This is a genomic window from Streptomyces dioscori, from assembly GCF_003024195.1.
Taxonomy (GTDB): domain Bacteria; phylum Actinomycetota; class Actinomycetes; order Streptomycetales; family Streptomycetaceae; genus Streptomyces; species Streptomyces dioscori.
This window is the reverse complement of record NZ_KZ679050.1, coordinates 122451-141512: the sequence shown is the minus strand read 5'-3', so window position 1 is coordinate 141512 and position 19062 is coordinate 122451. Positions and strand designations below refer to the sequence as shown.

16 protein-coding genes and 1 riboswitch are annotated in these 19062 nt (G+C 70.8%); of the genes, 15 read left to right on the top strand and 1 reads right to left on the bottom strand.

Annotated features, from left to right (window positions below; translation table 11 throughout):
- Positions 1-322 precede the first annotated feature (322 nt).
- From hpnC to C6Y14_RS29760, 13 genes are all read left to right on the top strand, one after another.
- On the top strand, positions 323-1225 hold the full coding sequence (hpnC, locus tag C6Y14_RS29815; protein WP_107019956.1) for a squalene synthase HpnC: 903 nt from the start codon (positions 323-325) through the stop codon (positions 1223-1225).
- Complete coding sequence (gene hpnD, locus C6Y14_RS29810) at positions 1222-2172, top strand: presqualene diphosphate synthase HpnD (protein ID WP_199854904.1); 951 nt, start codon at positions 1222-1224, stop codon at positions 2170-2172. The genes hpnC and hpnD overlap by 4 nt, the downstream gene beginning before the upstream one ends.
- Complete coding sequence (locus C6Y14_RS45930; RefSeq protein WP_225891351.1) at positions 2172-2312, top strand: DUF6380 family protein; 141 nt, start codon at positions 2172-2174, stop codon at positions 2310-2312. Before hpnD ends, C6Y14_RS45930 begins: the two co-directional genes overlap by 1 nt.
- The gene (gene hpnE / locus C6Y14_RS29805) at positions 2309-3733 is read left to right on the top strand and encodes a hydroxysqualene dehydroxylase HpnE (protein WP_107019955.1); all 1425 of its coding nucleotides are present in this window, start codon (positions 2309-2311) and stop codon (positions 3731-3733) included. Before C6Y14_RS45930 ends, hpnE begins: the two co-directional genes overlap by 4 nt.
- Entirely contained in the window at positions 3730-4884 is a 1155-nt protein-coding gene (locus tag C6Y14_RS29800; RefSeq protein ID WP_107019954.1) for a polyprenyl synthetase family protein, read from the top strand. The genes hpnE and C6Y14_RS29800 overlap by 4 nt, the downstream gene beginning before the upstream one ends.
- A gap of 110 nt (positions 4885-4994) precedes the next feature.
- On the top strand, positions 4995-7025 hold the full coding sequence (gene shc, locus C6Y14_RS29795; RefSeq protein WP_107019953.1) for a squalene--hopene cyclase: 2031 nt from the start codon (positions 4995-4997) through the stop codon (positions 7023-7025).
- On the top strand, positions 7025-7669 hold the full coding sequence (locus C6Y14_RS29790; RefSeq protein WP_107019952.1) for a phosphorylase family protein: 645 nt from the start codon (positions 7025-7027) through the stop codon (positions 7667-7669). Before shc ends, C6Y14_RS29790 begins: the two co-directional genes overlap by 1 nt.
- A gap of 5 nt (positions 7670-7674) precedes the next feature.
- Positions 7675-8697 (top strand): adenosyl-hopene transferase HpnH, encoded by a 1023-nt coding sequence (gene hpnH, locus C6Y14_RS29785; protein ID WP_107019951.1) that lies wholly within the window; start codon positions 7675-7677, stop codon positions 8695-8697.
- Between the two features lie 4 nt (positions 8698-8701).
- Positions 8702-9883 carry a flavodoxin-dependent (E)-4-hydroxy-3-methylbut-2-enyl-diphosphate synthase gene (ispG, locus tag C6Y14_RS29780; RefSeq protein ID WP_107020106.1) on the top strand — a complete coding sequence of 394 codons (1182 nt, stop codon included), beginning with the start codon at positions 8702-8704 and terminating at the stop codon, positions 9881-9883.
- Between the two features lie 29 nt (positions 9884-9912).
- Complete coding sequence (gene dxs / locus C6Y14_RS29775) at positions 9913-12117, top strand: 1-deoxy-D-xylulose-5-phosphate synthase (RefSeq protein WP_225891350.1); 2205 nt, start codon at positions 9913-9915, stop codon at positions 12115-12117.
- Entirely contained in the window at positions 12114-13511 is a 1398-nt protein-coding gene (locus C6Y14_RS29770) for an aspartate aminotransferase family protein (RefSeq protein WP_107019950.1), read from the top strand. The genes dxs and C6Y14_RS29770 overlap by 4 nt, the downstream gene beginning before the upstream one ends.
- Positions 13512-13751: 240 nt before the next feature.
- Positions 13752-14363, top strand: a complete 612-nt coding sequence (locus C6Y14_RS29765; protein WP_107019949.1) for a helix-turn-helix domain-containing protein — start codon at positions 13752-13754, stop codon at positions 14361-14363.
- Entirely contained in the window at positions 14363-14488 is a 126-nt protein-coding gene (locus C6Y14_RS29760; RefSeq protein WP_107019948.1) for a DUF6126 family protein, read from the top strand. The genes C6Y14_RS29765 and C6Y14_RS29760 overlap by 1 nt, the downstream gene beginning before the upstream one ends.
- A 21-nt stretch (positions 14489-14509) precedes the next feature.
- Here the strand turns inward: C6Y14_RS29760 and C6Y14_RS29755 are convergent, their stop codons facing one another.
- Positions 14510-15307: a tyrosine-protein phosphatase gene (locus C6Y14_RS29755; protein WP_107019947.1), complete on the bottom strand. Its 798-nt coding sequence runs from the start codon at positions 15305-15307 to the stop codon at positions 14510-14512.
- A gap of 168 nt (positions 15308-15475) precedes the next feature.
- Here C6Y14_RS29755 and C6Y14_RS29750 point away from each other — a divergent pair, with 168 nt between their 5' ends.
- Positions 15476-17614, top strand: coding sequence for an alpha-galactosidase (locus tag C6Y14_RS29750; protein ID WP_107019946.1), 2139 nt, complete (start codon positions 15476-15478; stop codon positions 17612-17614).
- A gap of 284 nt (positions 17615-17898) precedes the next feature.
- A riboswitch (cyclic di-AMP (ydaO/yuaA leader) is annotated at positions 17899-18074 on the top strand.
- Between the two features lie 2 nt (positions 18075-18076).
- On the top strand, positions 18077-19021 hold the full coding sequence (locus C6Y14_RS29745) for a M23 family metallopeptidase (protein WP_107019945.1): 945 nt from the start codon (positions 18077-18079) through the stop codon (positions 19019-19021).
- Positions 19022-19062 lie beyond the last annotated feature (41 nt).

Here is a 19062-nt window from a genome sequence, read left to right as displayed (position 1 = left end):
AAAGGAAACGCCAACTCCGGGCGCCCGTAGGAATCTTGACGTCAATCGGTGTGTTCTTGTGATGTGCAGGACACCCCGGCGGAGCACGACCGGTTGTACAACGTAAGCTGTACCGGTGCTGATTCGCGGCAAGTGGGGCGATACTGCGCGACACCAGGCATAGGGTCTGCCGCGCGGACGGCCGGGCGGCGTGTCCGAAATAGTCACCATTGGGTCAGCAGTGTAGAACGGGAGATGTGACGGCGATGGCTACGGAAACTCTCCAGCTCCGCTGCGCGTGTGCCGTCCGTGCGTGTGCCGTCCGCGGCCCGGGCGGCGGGCGATGACACCGGCCGCAACGGCACGCGCCGGTGACCCGGAGCGCAGCACCCTCGACAAGGCCGCGGACGAGAACTTCCCCGTGGCGCCGTTCTTCCTGCCCCGGGCCTGGCGGGCCGACCTCATGGCCGTCTACGGCTTCGCCCGGCTCGTCGACGACATCGGCGACGGAGACCTCGCCCCCGGCGGCGCGGACGCCCGCCTCCTCGGCGTGTCCCCCGAAGAGGCGAAGGACCGGCTCGTCCTGCTGGACGCCTTCGAGGCCGACCTGCGCAAGGTCTTCGACTCCACTCCGCGCCACCCGCTCCTGCGCCGCCTGCAGCCCACGGTCCGCCGCACCGGCCTGACCCCCGAGCCCTTCCTCGGCCTGATCGCGGCGAACCGCCAGGACCAGCTCGTCAAGCGGTACGAGACCTACGACGACCTCCTCGCCTACTGCGAGCTGTCCGCGAACCCGGTCGGCCGGCTCGTCCTGTCCGTCACCGGCACCTCGACCCCCGAGCGGGTCCGCCTCTCCGACGCCGTCTGCACCGCCCTGCAGATCGTCGAGCACCTCCAGGACGTCGCCGAGGACCTCGGCCGCGACCGCATCTACCTTCCCGCCGAGGACATGAAGCGCTTTCACGTCCAGGAGGCGGATCTCGCCACGCCCACGGCAGGCGCATCGGCGCGCGCACTGGTTGCATACGAAGCAGAACGCGCCCGGAACCTCCTGAATGAAGGCACCCCCCTCGTGGGTAGCGTCCACGGCAGGCTGAAGCTGCTGCTCGCGGGGTTCGTGGCAGGAGGAAGGGCGGCAATCCGGGCGATCGCCGCCGCCGAATACGACGTACTTCCCGGCCCGCCGAAGCCCGGCAAGATCCAGTTGCTGCGCGAGGTGGGAGTGACTCTGCGAGGAGAGGGGTGATCCGGACCGTGGAGTCGGAACCACACATGTCCGCACCGGTACTCGCCGCTTACGGCTACTGCGAGGCGGTCACCGGGCAGCAGGCCCGGAATTTCGCGTACGGCATCCGGCTGCTGCCGACGCCCAAGCGCCGGGCCATGTCGGCGCTGTACGCGTTCTCACGGCGCGTCGACGACATCGGCGACGGCACGCTCGCCCCCGAGGTCAAGGCGAAGCGACTGGAGGAGACCCGGGCGCTGCTCGGGCGGATCCGCGACGGCTCGGTCGACGAGGACGACACCGATCCGGTCGCCGTCGCCCTGCGGCACACGGCCGACCACTTCCCGGTGCCGCTCGACGGCCTCGACGAACTCATCGACGGCGTGCTCATGGACGTCCGCGGCGAGACGTACGAGACCTGGGACGACCTGAAGGTCTACTGCCGCTGCGTCGCAGGCGCCATCGGCCGGCTCTCGCTCGGCGTCTTCGGTACGGAACCGGGGGCGCGCGGCGCCGAGCGCGCGCCGGAGTACGCGGACACCCTCGGGCTCGCGCTGCAACTGACCAACATCCTGAGAGACGTTCGCGAGGACGCAGAGAACGGGCGTACGTATCTGCCCGCGGACGACCTCGCGAAGTTCGGCTGCTCGGCCGGGTTCGAGGGATCGCGACCGCCGGAGGGCTCCGACTTCGCGGGCCTCGTGCACTTCGAGGTGCGCCGGGCCCGCGCGCTCTTCGCCGAGGGCTACCGGCTGCTGCCCATGCTGGACCGCCGCAGCGGCGCCTGTGTCGCCGCGATGGCGGGCATCTACCGCCGCCTCCTGGACCGTATCGAGCGCGAGCCGGAGGCCGTCCTGCGCGGCCGGGTCTCGCTCCCCGGACGCGAGAAGGCGTACGTCGCCGTGCGCGGCCTCTCCGGCCTCGACGCCCGGCACGTCTCCCGCCGAACCGTCAGGAGGCGCGCTTGATGGACACTTCGCCCCAAGGTGACGCAAGTACCTGGAAACGGCGCGCAACCCTCCAGCCCGGGACTGCGTCCCTGACTGCATCGGCCGCCCGTGCCCCGCTCCACCGGCACGCCGAGGCCGCGGGGGAAGGTGCACGATGAACGACACCACGCAGGACGAGGGGCCCGATACGGGCTCCCCGGGACGCCCCACGACGGCTGTGGTGGTCGGCGGGGGGCTCGCGGGAACGACCGCGGCGCTCGCGCTGGCCGACGCCGGAGTCCGGGTGACGCTGCTCGAAGGCAGGCCCCGCCTGGGCGGGCTCGCCTTCTCGTTCCAGCGCGACGGACTCACCGTGGACAACGGCCAGCATGTGTATCTGCGCTGCTGCACGGCGTACCGCTGGTTCCTCGACCGCGTCGAAGGAGCGGCGCTCGCGCCGCTGCAGGACCGTCTCGACGTGCCCGTCCTCGACGCCGAGGCCCCGGCCGGACGACGGCTCGGCAGAATCGGCCGGACGGCGCTGCCCGTCCCGCTGCATCTGGCGCGCAGCCTCGCGACCTACCCGCATCTGTCGCTCGCCGAGCGCGCCAGGGTCGGCCGTGCCGCTCTGGCGCTCAAGGGACTCGACCCCGCCGACCCGGCGCTCGACGCGCAGAGCTTCGGTGGCTGGCTGACCGAGCACGGTCAGTCCGACCGGGCCATCGAGGCACTGTGGGACCTGGTGGGGGTCGCCACCCTCAACGCGGTGGCCGGCGACGCCTCGCTCGGGCTCGCCGCGATGGTGTTCAAGACCGGTCTGCTGTCCGACCCGGGCGCCGCCGACATCGGCTGGGCGCGCGTCCCGCTGGGTGAACTGCACGACCGTCTGGCCCGCAAGGCGCTCGACTCCGCGGGAGTCCGTACCGAGGTCCGTACACGAGTCACCTCCATCTCCTCACACGAGAACGGCCGTTGGAGCGTTCAGGTTCCCGGCGAGACGCTCGACGCCGACACGGTCGTGCTCGCCGTGCCGCAGCGCGAGGCCCACGATCTGCTGCCGGCGGGCGCGCTGGACGCCCCGGAGCGGCTGCTGGAGATCGGCACGGCCCCCATCCTCAACATCCACGTCGTGTACGACCGCAAGGTGCTGAGCACGCCGTTCTTCGCCGCGCTCGGCTCCCCGGTGCAGTGGGTCTTCGACCGCACCGAGGCGTCCGGGCTCAAGGAGGGCCAGTACCTCGCACTGTCCCAGTCGGCCGCGCAGGACGAGATCGACGCACCGGTCGCGGCACTGCGCGAGCGCTACCTGCCGGAACTGGAACGGCTGCTGCCGCACACCAGGGACGCCGGGGTCCGGGACTTCTTCGTGACCAGGGAGCGGACGGCGACGTTCGCCCCGACCCCAGGCGTCGGACGGCTGCGGCCCGGCGCCCGCACCAAGGCACCCGGCCTGTACCTGGCCGGCGCGTGGACCGCCACAGGGTGGCCCGCGACCATGGAGAGTGCGGTCCGCAGCGGAGTGAGCGCGGCCGACGCCGCCCTCGGCGCGCTGGGCCGGCCACGCGACCACCTCTTCGAGCTCTTCGAGGAGGCGGCGTGACGCTCGATCAGAGCGACGGGGCCACCGTCGCCCGCTCCGGCACCGGCCCCCGCACCCCCCGTATCGCAAATAGAGGAGAGACTGTGCCCACTGTGCCCCCGGCATCGAAGGCTGCCGACGCGGTGGACGTGACCGCGCTCCTGGAGCGCGGCCGGACCCTGGCCTCACCTGTACTGCGGGCGGCCATCGACCGCCTCGCACCGCCCATGGACACCGTCGCCGCCTACCACTTCGGCTGGATCGACGCCGAGGGCAACCCTGCCGAGGGCGACGGCGGCAAGGCCGTGCGCCCCGCTCTCGCCGTGCTGTCCGCCGAGGCCGCCGGAGCAGCCCCCGAGGTGGGCGTGCCGGGCGCGGTCGCCGTCGAGCTGGTGCACAACTTCTCCCTCCTGCACGACGACCTGATGGACGGCGACGAGCAGCGCCGCCACCGTGACACCGTCTGGAAGGTGCACGGCCCCGCCCAGGCGATCCTCGTCGGCGACGCCCTGTTCGCGCTGGCCAACGAACTGCTCCTGGAACTCGGCACGGTCGAGGCGGGCCGCGCCACCCGCCGGCTGACCACCGCCACCCGCGCGCTGATCGACGGCCAGGCCCAGGACATCTCCTACGAGCACCGCGACCGCGTCAGCGTCGAGGAGTGCCTGGAGATGGAGGGCAACAAGACCGGCGCCCTGCTCGCCTGCGCCTGCTCCATCGGCGCGGTCCTCGGCGGCGCCGACGACCGCACGGCGGACACGCTGGAGAAGTACGGCTACCACCTCGGCCTCGCCTTCCAGGCCGTCGACGACCTCCTCGGCATCTGGGGCGACCCGGTGGCCACCGGCAAGCAGACCTGGAGCGACCTGCGCCAGCGCAAGAAGTCCCTGCCCGTCGTGGCGGCGCTCGCGGCCGGCGGCCCGGCCTCGGAGCGGCTGGGCGAACTGCTCGCCGCGGACGCCAAGAGCAGTGACTTCGAGAACTTCTCCGAGGAGGAGTTCGCCGTGCGCGCCGCGCTCATCGAGGAGGCGGGCGGCCGCGAGTGGACCGCCCAGGAGGCGCGCCGACAGCACACCGTCGCCGTCGAGGCCCTCGACACGATCGACATGCCGGACCGCGTGCGGGCCCAGTTCGTGGAGCTCGCCGACTTCGTCGTCGTACGAAAGAGATGATCACTATCGGTCGAATAGCCCTCGCGTAGTCGCCGGCCGGTGCTGCGGAAGAACGAGCACCGGCCGACGGCGGACCCAGCAGAGACATGCCACTGCACGAAGGGGAAGCCATGACAGCGACGACCGACGGAAGCACCGGAGCCCTCCCGCCCCGCGCAGCCTCGGCCAGCGACATCCGGACAGAATCGACTCCCGCGGCGGCCGGGACAGCCGATATCCGAGAGACCGCCACGCACGCGATACAGCGTGCCACCGACTTCCTGCTCACCACGCAGGACGCCGAGGGCTGGTGGAAGGGCGACCTGGAGACCAACGTCACCATGGACGCCGAAGACCTGCTGCTCCGTCAGTTCCTGGGCATCGACGACGAGAAGACCACACAGGCCGCCGCGCTGTTCATCCGCGGCGAACAGCGCGAGGACGGCACCTGGGCCTCCTTCTACGGCGGACCCGGCGAACTCTCCACCACCGTCGAGGCGTACGTGGCCCTGCGGCTGGCCGGGGACCTGCCGGACGATCCGCACATGGCGCGGGCGTCCGCCTGGATCCGGGAGCGCGGCGGCATCGCGGCGGCGCGGGTCTTCACCCGGATCTGGCTGGCCCTGTTCGGCTGGTGGAAGTGGGACGACCTCCCCGAACTGCCCCCGGAGCTCATCTGGTTCCCGAAGTGGATGCCGCTCAACATCTACGACTTCGGCTGCTGGGCCCGGCAGACCATCGTGCCGCTCACCGTCGTTTCCGCGAAGCGCCCGGTCCGTCCGGCGCCCTTCACGCTGGACGAGCTGCACGTGGATCCCCGTAACCCCAACCCGGTCAAACCCTTCGCCCCGGTGGCGAGTTGGGACGGCGCGTTCCAGCGGCTCGACCGGGCCCTGCACGCCTACCGCAAGGTCGCCCCGCGCAGGCTGCGCCGGGCCGCGATGAACACCGCGGCCCGCTGGATCATCGAGCGCCAGGAGAACGACGGGTGCTGGGGCGGCATCCAGCCGCCCGCCGTCTACTCGGTCATCGCGCTGTACCTGCTCGGCTACGACCTCGAACACCCCGTGATGCGCGAGGGACTTGCCTCCCTGGACCGCTTCGCCGTGTGGCGCGAGGACGGCGCCCGGATGATCGAGGCCTGTCAGTCACCGGTGTGGGACACCTGCCTGGCGACCATCGCGCTCGCCGACGCGGGCGTGCCCGCCGACCACCCGCAGATGGTGCGGGCGGCGGACTGGATGCTCGGGGAGGAGATCGTCCGCCCCGGCGACTGGGCGGTCAAGAGGCCCGGACTGCCGCCCGGCGGCTGGGCGTTCGAGTTCCACAACGACAACTACCCCGACATCGACGACACCGCCGAAGTGGTCCTCGCGCTGCGCCGGGTCAGACACCACGACCCGGAGCGCGTGGAGAAGGCCATCGGGCGTGGGGTGCGCTGGAACCTCGGCATGCAGTCGAAGAACGGCGCGTGGGGCGCCTTCGACGTCGACAACACCAGTCCCTTCCCCAACCGGCTGCCGTTCTGCGACTTCGGCGAGGTCATCGACCCGCCGTCCGCCGACGTCACCGCGCACGTCGTGGAGATGCTCGCCGTCGAGGGCCTGGCCCACGACCCGCGCACCCGCCGGGGCATCGAGTGGCTGCTCGCCGAACAGGAGGCGAACGGCTCCTGGTTCGGCCGCTGGGGCGTCAACTACGTATACGGCACAGGGTCGGTGGTGCCCGCACTGGTCGCCGCCGGACTGCCCGGCTCGCATCCCGCGATCCGGCGGGCGGTGGCCTGGCTGGAGACCGTGCAGAACGACGACGGGGGCTGGGGCGAGGACCTGCGCTCCTACCACGACGTCGCCGAGTGGAGCGGCCGGGGCGAGTCGACCGCCTCCCAGACCGCGTGGGCGCTGCTGGCGCTGCTCGCGGCCGGGGAGCGGGAGTCCAAGGCCGTCGAGCGCGGCATCGCCTGGCTCGCACAGACCCAGCTGGCGGACGGCTCCTGGGACGAGCCGTACTTCACCGGCACCGGATTCCCGTGGGACTTCTCCATCAACTACCACCTCTACCGGCAGGTGTTCCCGCTCACCGCACTCGGCCGGTACGTCAACGGCGAACCGTTCGCCGACCTGCAGAGCGGCGCCCAGAGCGCCTTCGGCAGGGCGAGCTGATGAGCGCGACACCGGGCGCCGCCCCGCTGCTGATCGCCTGCGCGCTGGGCATCGAGCGGTTCGCCCTGCGCACGGGCGGCGACCGGGACGGCGCCGACGGACCGGTCACCGTGCTGCGTACGGGCATGGGTCCCGCGGCGGCCGAGCGGGCGGTCGGCAGGGTGCTGGCCGGTCCCGCGATGCGCGGGGCGGCCGTCCTGGCCACGGGCTTCTGCGCCGGGCTCGCCCCCGGAATGCATCCGGGGGACCTGATCGTCGCCGAGGAGACCCGGGACGTGCACGGCAGTACGCCGTGCGTGGGCACCGGCCTGCTCGTCGGGGAACTGCGGCGGGCGGTGCCCGGACGCGCCGTCCACACGGGACCGCTCGCCGGCTCCGATCACGTGGTCCGAGGCCCCGAACGGTCTGCTCTGTACGCGACCGGCGCGATCGCGGTCGACATGGAGTCGGCGGCGACGCTCCGCAGCGCGGTCCGCGCGGGCGAGCGCCCGGTTGCCGCCGTACGGGTGGTCGTGGACGCCCCGGAACATGAACTCGTCCGGATCGGCACGGTACGCGGTGGAATATCAGCCTTCCGTGTTCTTCGTGCCGTTCTTCCTGTTTTCTATGAATGGCACCGTTCTTCGCTGCTCCCCAGGAGGTGAGCCAGATGGCCATGCCGCTTCGCCAGACCATCAAGGTCGCGACGTATCTCATGGAACAGAAACTCCGCAAGCGGGACAAGTTTCCGCTGATCGTCGAACTGGAACCGCTGTACGCCTGCAATCTCGCGTGCGAGGGCTGCGGCAAGATCCAGCATCCGGCCGGAGTGCTCAAGCAGCGCATGCCGGTGGCGCAGGCCGTGGGGGCCGTGCTCGAATCGGGTGCGCCGATGGTGTCCATCGCTGGCGGCGAGCCCTTGATGCACCCTCATATCGACGAGATCGTGCGGCAGTTGGTGGCGAAGAAGAAGTACATCTTCCTGTGCACCAACGCCATGCTGCTGCGCAAGAAGATGGACAAGTTCACGCCGTCGCCGTACTTCGCGTTCGCCGTGCACATCGACGGGCTGCGGGAGCGGCACGACGAGTCCGTCGCCAAGGAGGGGGTGTTCGACGAGGCGGTCGCGGCCATCAAGGAGGCCAAGCGGCGCGGCTTCCGGGTGACCACCAACTCGACCTTCTTCAACACCGACACCCCGCAGACCATCATCGAGGTGCTGAACTACCTCAATGACGACCTGAAGGTGGACGAGATGATGATCTCGCCCGCCTACGCCTACGAGAAGGCCCCCGACCAGGAGCACTTCCTGGGCGTGGAACAGACCCGCGAACTGTTCAAGAAGGCGTTCGCGGGCGGCAACCGGCTCCGCTGGCGGCTCAACCACTCCCCGCTCTTCCTGGACTTCCTGGAGGGCAAGGTCGACTTCCCCTGCACGGCGTGGGCGATCCCCAACTACTCCCTCTTCGGCTGGCAGAAACCCTGCTACCTGATGAGCGACGGGTACGTCACGACGTACAAGGACCTCATCGAGAAGACCGACTGGGACGCCTACGGCCGCGGCAAGGACCCGCGGTGCGCCAACTGCATGGCGCACTGCGGTTACGAGCCGACGGCGGTCATGGCCACCATGGGCTCCCTCAAGGAGTCGCTGCGGGCCGCCCGCGAGACCGTCTCGGGAAACCGCGGGTGACGTGATGACCGCCATCTCCTTGGGCCTCCCCGAGGTGCCGGTCCGGCCGATCGCGGAACGCCGTGTCTCACGGCGGATCCAGGTCGGACCGGTGGCGGTCGGGGGCGGATCGCCCGTCTCGGTGCAGTCGATGACGACCACGCGTACGTCGGACATCGGCGCCACCCTGCAGCAGATCGCCGAACTCACCGCGTCCGGCTGCCAGATCGTCCGCGTCGCCTGCCCCACGCAGGACGACGCGGACGCGCTGGCCACCATCGCGCGCAAGTCGCAGATCCCGGTGATCGCGGACATCCACTTCCAGCCGAAGTACGTGTTCGCCGCGATCGAGGCGGGCTGCGCGGCGGTCCGGGTCAACCCCGGCAACATCAAGCAGTTCGACGACAAGGTGAAGGAGATCGCGCGGGCCGCCCACGACCACGGCACGCCGATCCGCATCGGGGTCAACGCCGGTTCGCTGGACCGGCGTCTGCTCCAGAAGTACGGCAAGGCCACACCCGAGGCGCTGGTCGAGTCGGCGCTGTGGGAGGCGTCCCTCTTCGAGGAGCACGGCTTCCGGGACATCAAGATCTCGGTCAAGCACAACGACCCGGTCGTGATGGTCAACGCCTACCGGCAGCTCGCGGCGCGGTGCGACTACCCGCTGCACCTCGGCGTGACCGAGGCGGGCCCCGCCTTCCAGGGGACCATCAAGTCCGCGGTCGCCTTCGGGGCGCTGCTCGGCGAGGGCATCGGAGACACCATCCGGGTGTCCCTGAGCGCCCCGCCCGCCGAGGAGTGCAAGGTCGGCATCCAGATCCTGGAGTCGCTGGGGCTGCGGCAGCGGCGTCTGGAGATCGTGTCCTGTCCGTCCTGCGGGCGGGCCCAGGTCGACGTCTACAAGCTCGCCGACGAGGTCACGGCCGGCCTGGAGGGCATGGAAGTGCCCCTGCGCGTCGCGGTCATGGGCTGCGTCGTCAACGGGCCGGGAGAAGCACGGGAGGCGGACCTGGGGGTCGCCTCCGGCAACGGCAAAGGACAGATCTTCGTCAGGGGCGAGGTCATCAGGACCGTCCCCGAGTCGAAGATCGTGGAGACCCTCATCGACGAGGCGATGAAGATCGCCGAGCAGATGGAGGCGGACGGCGTCGCATCGGGCGAGCCGGAGGTCACGGTGCCGGGGCAACCCGCCGGCACCGCGAGTTAGCTGCAGAACGGACCGAGAGGGGGCCGAGCGTGACGATTCTGGAGACCATCCGGGGACCACGCGACCTGAAGGCGCTGTCCGAGACCCAGATAGGCCAAGTGGCCGAGGAGATCCGGGAGTTCCTGGTGCACGCGGTCGCCAGGACCGGCGGACACCTGGGACCCAACCTGGGGGTGGTGGAACTGTCCATCGCGCTCCACCGGGTCTTCGAGTCACCGACCGACCGCATCCTGTGGGACACCGGCCACCAGAGCTATGTGCACAAGCTGCTGACCGGACGTCAGGACTTCTCCAAACTGCGCAGCAAGGGCGGCCTCTCCGGCTACCCCTCGCGCGAGGAGTCCGAGCACGACATCATCGAGAACAGCCACGCGTCCACCGCGCTCGGCTGGGCCGACGGGCTCGCCAAGGCCCGCCAGGTGCAGGGGGCGAAGGGGCACGTCGTCGCGGTCATCGGCGACGGCGCGCTCACCGGCGGCATGGCCTGGGAGGCGCTGAACAACATCGCCGCCGCCAAGGACCGCCCGCTCATCATCGTCGTCAACGACAACGAACGCTCGTACTCGCCGACCATCGGCGGCCTCGCCAACCACCTGGCGACCCTGCGCACCACCGACAGCTACGAGAAGGTGCTGGCCTGGGGCAAGGACGTCCTGCTGCGCACCCCCGTCGTCGGCGGCACGCTCTACGAGTCGCTGCACGGCGCGAAGAAGGGCTTCAAGGACGCGTTCGCCCCACAGGGCATGTTCGAGGACCTGGGCCTGAAGTACGTCGGGCCGATCGACGGGCACGACACGGGCGCGGTCGAGTCGGCGCTGCGGCGCGCGAAACGCTTCCACGGGCCCGTACTCATCCACTGCCTGACCGAGAAGGGACGCGGTTACGAGCCCGCGCTCGCGCACGAGGAGGACCGCTTCCACACGGTCGGCGTCATGGACCCGCTCACCTGCGAGCCCCTGGCCCCCTCCAACGGCCCGTCCTGGACCTCGGTGTTCGGCGACGAGATCGTGCGCATCGGCGAGGAACGCGAGGACGTCGTGGCGATCACGGCGGCCATGCTGCACCCCGTCGGGCTCGCGAAGTTCGCCGAGAAGTTCCCCGACCGGGTGTGGGACGTCGGCATCGCCGAGCAGCACGCCGCCGTGTCCGCGGCCGGCCTCGCGACCGGCGGGCTGCATCCGGTCGTCGCCGTGTACGCGACCTTCCTCAACCGGGCCTTCGACCAGCTCCTCATGGATGTCGCGCTGCACCGCTGCGGCGTGACCTTCGTGCTGGACCGGGCCGGGATCACCGGCGTCGACGGTGCCTCCCACAACGGCATGTGGGACCTGTCCATCCTCCAGGTCGTACCCGGACTCAGGATCGCCGCGCCGCGCGACGCCGACCAGCTCCGGGCCCAGCTGCGCGAGGCCGTCGCCGTGGACGACGCCCCCACGCTGATCCGCTTCCCCAAGGAGTCGGTGGGGCCCGAGGTCCCGGCGGTCGACCGGGTCGGCGGAGTGGACGTGCTGCACCGGGGCGAGCGGTCCGACGTGCTGCTCGTCGCCGTCGGCGTGATGGCACCGGTGTGCCTCCACGCGGCCGAACTTCTGGAGGCCCGGGGCATCGGCTGCACGGTGGTGGACCCGCGCTGGGTCAAACCCGTCGACCCCGCGCTGCCCGGCCTCGCCGCCGGGCACCGGCTGGTCGCGGTCGTGGAGGACAACAGCCGGGCCGCCGGAGTGGGCGCGGCGGTCGCGCTCGCCCTCGGGGACGCCGAAGTCGATGTGCCGGTACGGAGGTTCGGCATCCCCGAACAGTTCCTCGCGCACGCCAAGCGGGGCGAAGTGCTGGCGGACATCGGGCTGACCCCCGTCGAGATCGCGAGCCGGATCAGCGCGAGCCTGGCCGTACGGGAGGCCGACGGGCCGGCCGAGGCGGGCGGCGTGGCCGAGGCGGCCGGGAGGCGGGAGGCCGACCACCGGGACGCATCCCCGGGCAGCGGTCCCGCCGTCGGACGGTCCGGGCGGCGCGTCGGCACGGGCGCGGCGCCGACCTCCGACGGGCGGGCCGCGGCGAAACGCGCGCGGAGGGCACCGGGCGCCGGGCGGCGCGCCGCCGGGAAGCAGGGTGCCGGCGGGGAGGGCGAGGCCGACGGGAAGGGTGAGGCCGGCGGGAAGCGGGGGACCGGGAAACAGGGTGCCGTCGGCAAGCCGGCCGCACAGACGCGTGTGTCCAAGGAGAAGCCGGAATGACCACCAGCAAGTCCCAGGAGTTCGACCTCGGCAGCCTCATCGCCGGGCGCGGGGCGGAGCGCTACGAGCTGCACGCCAAGTACCTGAACCACCAGCTGCCGCGCATGCTGCGCACCATCGGCTTCGACAAGGTCTACGAACGGGCCGAGGGCGCCCACTTCTGGGACGCGGACGACAACGACTACCTGGACATGCTCGCCGGGTTCGGGGTGATGGGCCTCGGCCGCCATCACCCCGTCGTCCGCAAGGCACTGCACGACGTCCTCGACGCCCAGCTCGCCGACCTCACCCGCTTCGACTGCCAGCCCCTGCCAGGACTGCTCGCGGAGAAGCTGCTGACGCACAGCCCGCACCTGGACCGGGTGTTCTTCGGCAACAGCGGAACGGAGGCCGTCGAGACCGCGCTGAAGTTCGCCCGCTACGCCACCGGCAGGCCGCGCGTCCTGTACTGCGCACACGCCTTCCACGGTCTGACCACCGGGTCCCTGTCCGTCAACGGCGAGGACGGCTTCCGCGACGGCTTCGCCCCGCTGCTGCCCGACACGGCGGTCCCGCTCGGCGACCTCGACGCCCTGGAGGTGGAGCTGAAGAAGGGCGACGTCGCCGCGCTGATCGTCGAACCCATTCAGGGCAAGGGCGTGCACGAGTCGCCGCCCGGCTATCTGCGCGACGCCCAGGAGCTGCTGCACAAACACAAGGCGCTGCTCATCGCGGACGAGGTGCAGACCGGGCTCGGCCGGACCGGGGACTTCTACGCCTACCAGCACGAGGACGGGGTCGAGCCTGACCTGGTCTGTGTGGCGAAGGCGCTGTCGGGCGGTTACGTGCCCGTGAGCGCCACCCTCGGCAAGGACTGGATCTTCAAGAAGGTCTACTCGTCCATGGACCGGGTCCTCGTGCACTCCGCGAGCTTCGGATCCAACGCGCAGGCCATGGCGGCCGGGCTCGCCGTGCTGTCGGTCATGGAGAACGAGCAGATCGTGGCGAACGCCCGCGCCACGGGGGAGCGGCTGAAGTCCCGGCTCACGGCGCTCGTCGACCGGTACGAGCTGCTGAGCGACGTACGCGGACGGGGGCTGATGATCGGCATCGAGTTCGGGCGGCCCGCCTCGCTGAAGCTGCGCAGTCGCTGGGCGATGCTGCAGGCCGCGCGCAAGGGCTTGTTCGCGCAGATGGTGGTGGTGCCGCTGCTGCAGCGGCACCGGATCCTCACGCAGGTCTCCGGTGACCACCTGGAGGTGATCAAGCTGATTCCGCCGCTGGTGATCGGTGAGCGGGACGTGGACCGGTTCGTGGACGCGTTCACCGCCGTGATGGATGACGCGCACAGTGGGGGTGGGCTGATGTGGGACTTCGGCAGGACGTTGGTGAAACAGGCGGTAGCGAACCGGTAGGCGGCGCCGCGGGGCCTTACCGTGGCGGTGCCCCCGCGGGCCGGTGGGGGCCGTTCGCGCCGTTCCCCGCGCCCCTAAGGGCTCGGCTGCGCCCTCGCCCCCTCAGGGGCGCGGGGAACGGCGCAATCTTTTGTCTTTGAGGGGCGCGGGGAACTGCGCGGCCAGCCACAGCGCACCCGCACCTTTTGCCTCTCGGGCAAGTTATTTGCCTCTGAGGCAAGGCTGCGGCTCAATGGACACATGAACCCTGACAAGGGTACGCACCCCACCGTCGCCCCCCAGCTACGCGCCCTGCGCCGCCGCGCAACCCTCACCCTGGAGTCCGCGGCGGCGGCAGCCGGACTCTCCCCCGCGCATCTCTCCCGGTTGGAGACCGGCCAGCGCCAGCCCTCCCTGCCGATGCTGCTCGCCCTCGCCCGCATCTACGGCACCACCGTCTCCGACCTGCTCGGTGAGACGGTCACCGAGCGGGACGCCGTCATGCGCTCCGCCGACATGGAGCCCACGAAGGCCGGCGGCTGGACGTACTGGCAGGCCGGCGCCGCCGGACGCGGCATGCAGTCCCTGCGCGTGCACGTCCCCTACGGAGCGCAGGGCGACATCGTGCGGGTCCACCCCGGCGAGGAGTGGCTGTACGTCCTCCAGGGACGGCTGCGCCTGCGCCTCGGAGACACCGCACACGTCCTCGAACCCGGCGACAGCGCCCACTTCGACTCGCTGACCCCGCACCGGATCGCCGCCGCGGACCAGGACGGGGCCGAACTCCTCTTCGTACACACCCTGCTGCAGAGTCCGACGGCCGCCCTGTGTCTCGGACCGACGACGACCACGACGACCCCAGGAGAATCCTGATGAAGGACATCGAGGAGAAGTTCCCGCGCGCGCTGTGGGTTCGGCTCATCATCTATGTGGCGGTCGGGCACGTCTTCGCCGCCTTCATCTACCTGCTGTTCACGCTCGGGGCCCAGAACCAGTAGCGGACGAGGGCGGCGGCCCGGTCAGTCGAGGAACCGCTGCCGCAGCCGCTCCCGTATCTCGGGGGTCACACCGAGCGCCTGCTCCAGGTACGCGTCGACCCCGCCCCACGTCTCCTCGATCGTGTCGAACGCCGCCGCCAGGTACTCGGCGCGGGCGTCGAACAGCGGGCTGAGCAGCTCCATCACCTCGGGGGTGTACGCCGAGGAGGCGGAGCTGCTGCGGTGCACCTTGTAGCGGCGGTGCGCCGCGTTCGACTCCAGGTAGTCCGCCACGATGGCCTCGCGCTCCACGCCCACCGCGAGGAGCGTCACGGCGACGGAGAGACCGGCCCGGTCCTTGCCCGCCGCGCAGTGCATCAGGGCCGGGACGCTGTCCTCGGCCAGCGCGTGCAGCACCTGGCGGTGCTCGGCCGTGCGCTCCTTGATGATCGTGCGGTAGGACGCGATCATGCGGTTCGCCGCCCGGCCGTCCGAGAGCAGCTCGCGCAGCTCGTCCAGGTTCCCGTCGCGGACCATCTTCCAGAACTCGGCGCCGTCGGCGGGGTCCGTCAGCGGCAGGTTCACATTGCGCACTCCGGGCAGCTCGACGTCGGCGCCCTCCAGCCGCTGATCGGCCGCGTTGCGGAAGTCGAAGATCGTGTGCAGCCCCAGCGAGGCGAGGAACGCGGCGTCCGACGCCGTCGCGTGCGCGAGGTGGCCGCTGCGGAACAGCCGTCCGTACGCCACCCGCCGGCCGTCCACCGTCGGCAGGCCGCCCACATCGCGGAAGTTGCGTACGCCGGTCAGCTCGGGCTCGGTCGACGGGACCTGCTGCGTCACGGGGGCTCCTCCCCTCGGCCACCGACGCGGCTCGTCGGCGAGGTGCGTATCCGACGATACGACATCGGTTCGTGGGCCAATGAGTTGTCCACAGGCGTTGCCCGAAGGGCAGGTCGGCCCTGATGATGTTGAGGCTTGAGCGTGCCTGTTCGAATATGTGAGGGCTTGATGGTAGAGATCGGCGCAGACGGCCGTACGTGGCTTCTTTCGGGACCCACGAGCAGTTACGGCCTGCGGCTCGGTGACGAGGACGAGCTGCTTCATCTGCACTGGGGCCCGAGGATCGCGCTCCCCGACACCGAGGCGCTCGCCGCGGGCCCGGGTCCCGAGTACTGGGCGTTCGAGGCGACCCTCGACGGCCACGAGGAGTACCCGGTCGAGGGCGGCCCCCGCTTCGTACGGCCCGCGCTGTCGGTCCGCACGCCGGAGAGACGCGGCACCGAATGGCGCTTCGAGGGGTACGAGACCGCCGGCGGGGAGACCGAAGGCGGCGAGACCGCCGAGGGGGAGGCGGCCGAGGGAGCCGGCGGTGACGAGCTGCGGCTGCGGTTCTCCGACTCCGGGCTCGGCATCACCCTGCACTACCGGATGCGGGCCGGCACCGACGTTATCGAGCGCTGGGTGACCCTCGCCAACGAAGGACCCGCCCTGGAGGTGCTGCGCGCCGACTCCGCGACCTGGACGCTGCCGCAGCGCGACGGCTGGCGGCTGTCCCAGCTGCACGGACGGTGGGCCGCCGAGTCCCGTCTCGTGCGCTCCGGGCTGACGTACGGCGAGAAGATCATCGGCAGCCGGCGCGGGCACACCGGGCACCAGCACCTGCCCTGGGTCGCCCTGGACGCGGACGGCACGGCGACCGAGGAGCTGGGCGAGGTCTACGGCTGCGCCCTCGCCTGGTCGGGCACCTGGCGGATCGCGGTGGCCCAACTGCCCGACGCGCGCGTGCAGATCACCGGCGGGGCCGGGTACGACGACTCGGGCCTGCTGCGGCTGCAGCCGGGGGAGACCTTCGTCACTCCCGTCTTCGCGGGGCTGTGGAGCGACGGCGGCTTCGGCGGGGCGAGCCGCGCCTGGCACGCGTACCAGCGCGCGTACGTGATCCCGGACGCCGAGCAGGACCGGCCCGTGCTCTACAACTCCTGGGAGGCCACGGAGTTCGACATCTCCGAGGAGCAGCAGCGGGCGCTGGCCCGCCGGGCCGCCGAGGCCGGTGTCGAGCTGTTCGTGGTCGACGACGGCTGGTTCGGGGCGCGCACCAGCGACCGGGCCGGCCTCGGCGACTGGACGGTCAACCGGGACCGTTTCCCGGGCGGCCTGAAGCCGCTGGGCGACCACGTGCACGGGCTGGGGATGCAGTTCGGCATCTGGGTGGAGCCCGAGATGGTCAACCCGGACAGCGAGCTGTACCGCGCGCACCCGGACTGGGTGCAGTTCCAGCCGGGACGAAAGCGGACAGAACTGCGCAATCAGCTCGTCCTCAACCTCGCCCGCGAGGACGTCCAGGAATACCTGTGGGAACAGCTCGACGCGCTCCTCTCCAGCGCGCCGATCGACTACGTGAAGTGGGACTTCAACCGCGCCTTCACCGACGCGGGCTGGCCCGGCGAGGGCTACCCGCAACGGCTGTGGGTGGACCATGTGCACGCCCTGTACAAGCTGTTGGACCGGCTGCGGGCGGCCCATCCGGGCGTCGCCTTCGAGTCCTGCTCGGGCGGCGGCGGCCGGATCGACCTAGGGATCATGGCCCGTACGGACCAGGTGTGGACCTCCGACAACACGGACCCGCTCGACCGGCTCGCCATCCAGCACGGCTTCAGCCAGGTGCATCCCGCGCGGGCCATGGCCGCCTGGGTCACCGACAGTCCGAACGCGCAGCTCAACGGACGTGTCAGCTCGCTGCGCTTCCGGTTCGTGAGCGCGATGGCCGGGGTGCTCGGCGTCGGCGGTGACCTCACCCGCTGGACCGAGGAGGAGCTGGCCGAGGCGCGGACCTGGGTGGAGCTGTACAAGGAGATCAGGCCCGTCGTGCAGGGCGGTGAGCTTCACCGGCTGCGGGCGCCGGAGGGCGGACTGAGCGCCGTCCAGTACGTCCGTGACGGCGAGGTCGTCGTCCTCGCCTGGCTCCAGGCCCAGCACTACGGCGAGCCGTCCCTGCCGGTGCGGCTGCGGGGGCTCGACCCGTCGGCATCGTACGAATGCCTCGAAACGGGCGAAGTCCACCGAGGCGCGGTGCTGTTGCACCACGGGTTGCGGACCGGGCTGCGCGGCGACTTCGATGCGGCAGTTATCCGACTGCGTCGCATGTGACTGTTGTGTCCGTAATGGAGCCTTCGTTCCAACTCGCGCCGGAGTGAAGGCTCCTGGGGCGGCCCTGGGTGAGCAGCGTCATATCCGTGACGTTCCGCTGTCGCCATGCTCACGTAAGTCCGCTTTGTTTGCAGGGCTTTAACAAGCGGTGGATAGACCGCATTCACACAGGGTGACCGGTATTCCGGTCGAGGATCAAGAAAACGGGGCACACAGGAAACCCCCAAGCTTGTTTGCGCCTCTTCATGTCGCTTACGTTCACCTCCAATCCGGACGGACGCCCAATCCTGCCGCCGCCCGGAATCCGCACTCACCCGTACGTGGCAGGAGCGGGGGACCCACAGGTAAGACGCCTGTTCCGGTCTCCGGAACGGCTTGGGGTTAAGTCGTGCGAAAGCACGGCCGGGCATCTCCAGCTCGCACCCGACAGCTCACCTCGCAGGCGCCGGAGAGGAATTCGTCATGCCCGCGAAGGGTAAGCACCGCCGTCCCAAGTCCCCGCGTTTCTCCCGTTCCATAGCCGTGGCCGGAACCGGGGGCGCGGCTCTCGCCCTCCCGCTGCTCGGTGCCACCGGAGCGCAGGCCGCGACTCCGCAGACCGCCGCCGACTCCGTGGCGAGCGCCGCGAACGTCTCGAACATCGCGAGCGGGTCCGCCGCTGCCGCTCCGACCGCCGAGAAGCAGGCCGGCGCGAACACCGAGGCGAGGAAGACCACGACCAGGACCTACGCCGTGCGTTCGGGCGACTCCCTGTCGAAGATCGCCGACACGCAGGACGTCAGCGGCGGCTGGAAGAAGCTGTACTCGGACAACCGCACGTCCATCGGCGGCGACCCGTCCCTCATCCACCCGGGCCTGAAGCTCGCCCTCGGCGGCAAGGCGGCGACGTCCGGCTCCGGCTCCGACTCCACCGCCTCCAAGTCGTCCGCCAAGGCCGCCGAGAAGCCCGCGGCCAAGAAGACGACCACGGCGTCCAAGGCGGCGGACACCTCGACGGCCACCGGCTTCTCGCTGCCGGTCGCGGGGGCGTCCATCGGGACCTCGTACAAGATGTCGGGCAGCATGTGGTCCAGTGGCTACCACACCGGTGTCGACTTCGTGGTGCCCACCGGTACCGCGCTCAAGTCCGTCGGCGCGGGCACGGTCGTCTCCGCCGGATGGGGCGGCGCGTACGGCAACCAGGTCGTCATCCAGCTCGCCGACGGCCACTACGCCCAGTACGCCCACCTGTCCTCCCTCTCCGTCTCGGCCGGTCAGACCGTGACCGGCGGACAGCAGGTCGGCCTCTCGGGCGCCACGGGCAACGTGACCGGCCCGCACCTGCACTTCGAGATCCGCACCACCCCGGACTACGGCTCGGACGTGGACCCGCTGGCGTACCTGCGCGCCAAGGGCGTCTCCATCTGACGCCGCATGACGCCGCATGACGCCGTCTGACGCGGGCTGAC

What these genes read in the sequence shown, in the direction of transcription:
- hpnC (WP_107019956.1), top strand. Translation starts at nt 323, where the DNA reads ATGACACCGGCCGCAACGGCACGCGCCGGTGACCCGGAGCGCAGCACC.
- C6Y14_RS45930 (WP_225891351.1), top strand. Translation starts at nt 2,172, where the DNA reads ATGGACACTTCGCCCCAAGGTGACGCAAGTACCTGGAAACGGCGCGCA.
- hpnE (WP_107019955.1), top strand. Translation starts at nt 2,309, where the DNA reads ATGAACGACACCACGCAGGACGAGGGGCCCGATACGGGCTCCCCGGGA.
- shc (WP_107019953.1), top strand. Translation starts at nt 4,995, where the DNA reads ATGACAGCGACGACCGACGGAAGCACCGGAGCCCTCCCGCCCCGCGCA.
- C6Y14_RS29790 (WP_107019952.1), top strand. Translation starts at nt 7,025, where the DNA reads ATGAGCGCGACACCGGGCGCCGCCCCGCTGCTGATCGCCTGCGCGCTG.
- hpnH (WP_107019951.1), top strand. Translation starts at nt 7,675, where the DNA reads ATGGCCATGCCGCTTCGCCAGACCATCAAGGTCGCGACGTATCTCATG.
- ispG (WP_107020106.1), top strand. Translation starts at nt 8,702, where the DNA reads ATGACCGCCATCTCCTTGGGCCTCCCCGAGGTGCCGGTCCGGCCGATC.
- C6Y14_RS29770 (WP_107019950.1), top strand. Translation starts at nt 12,114, where the DNA reads ATGACCACCAGCAAGTCCCAGGAGTTCGACCTCGGCAGCCTCATCGCC.
- C6Y14_RS29765 (WP_107019949.1), top strand. Translation starts at nt 13,752, where the DNA reads ATGAACCCTGACAAGGGTACGCACCCCACCGTCGCCCCCCAGCTACGC.
- C6Y14_RS29760 (WP_107019948.1), top strand. Translation starts at nt 14,363, where the DNA reads ATGAAGGACATCGAGGAGAAGTTCCCGCGCGCGCTGTGGGTTCGGCTC.
- C6Y14_RS29750 (WP_107019946.1), top strand. Translation starts at nt 15,476, where the DNA reads ATGGTAGAGATCGGCGCAGACGGCCGTACGTGGCTTCTTTCGGGACCC.
- C6Y14_RS29745 (WP_107019945.1), top strand. Translation starts at nt 18,077, where the DNA reads ATGCCCGCGAAGGGTAAGCACCGCCGTCCCAAGTCCCCGCGTTTCTCC.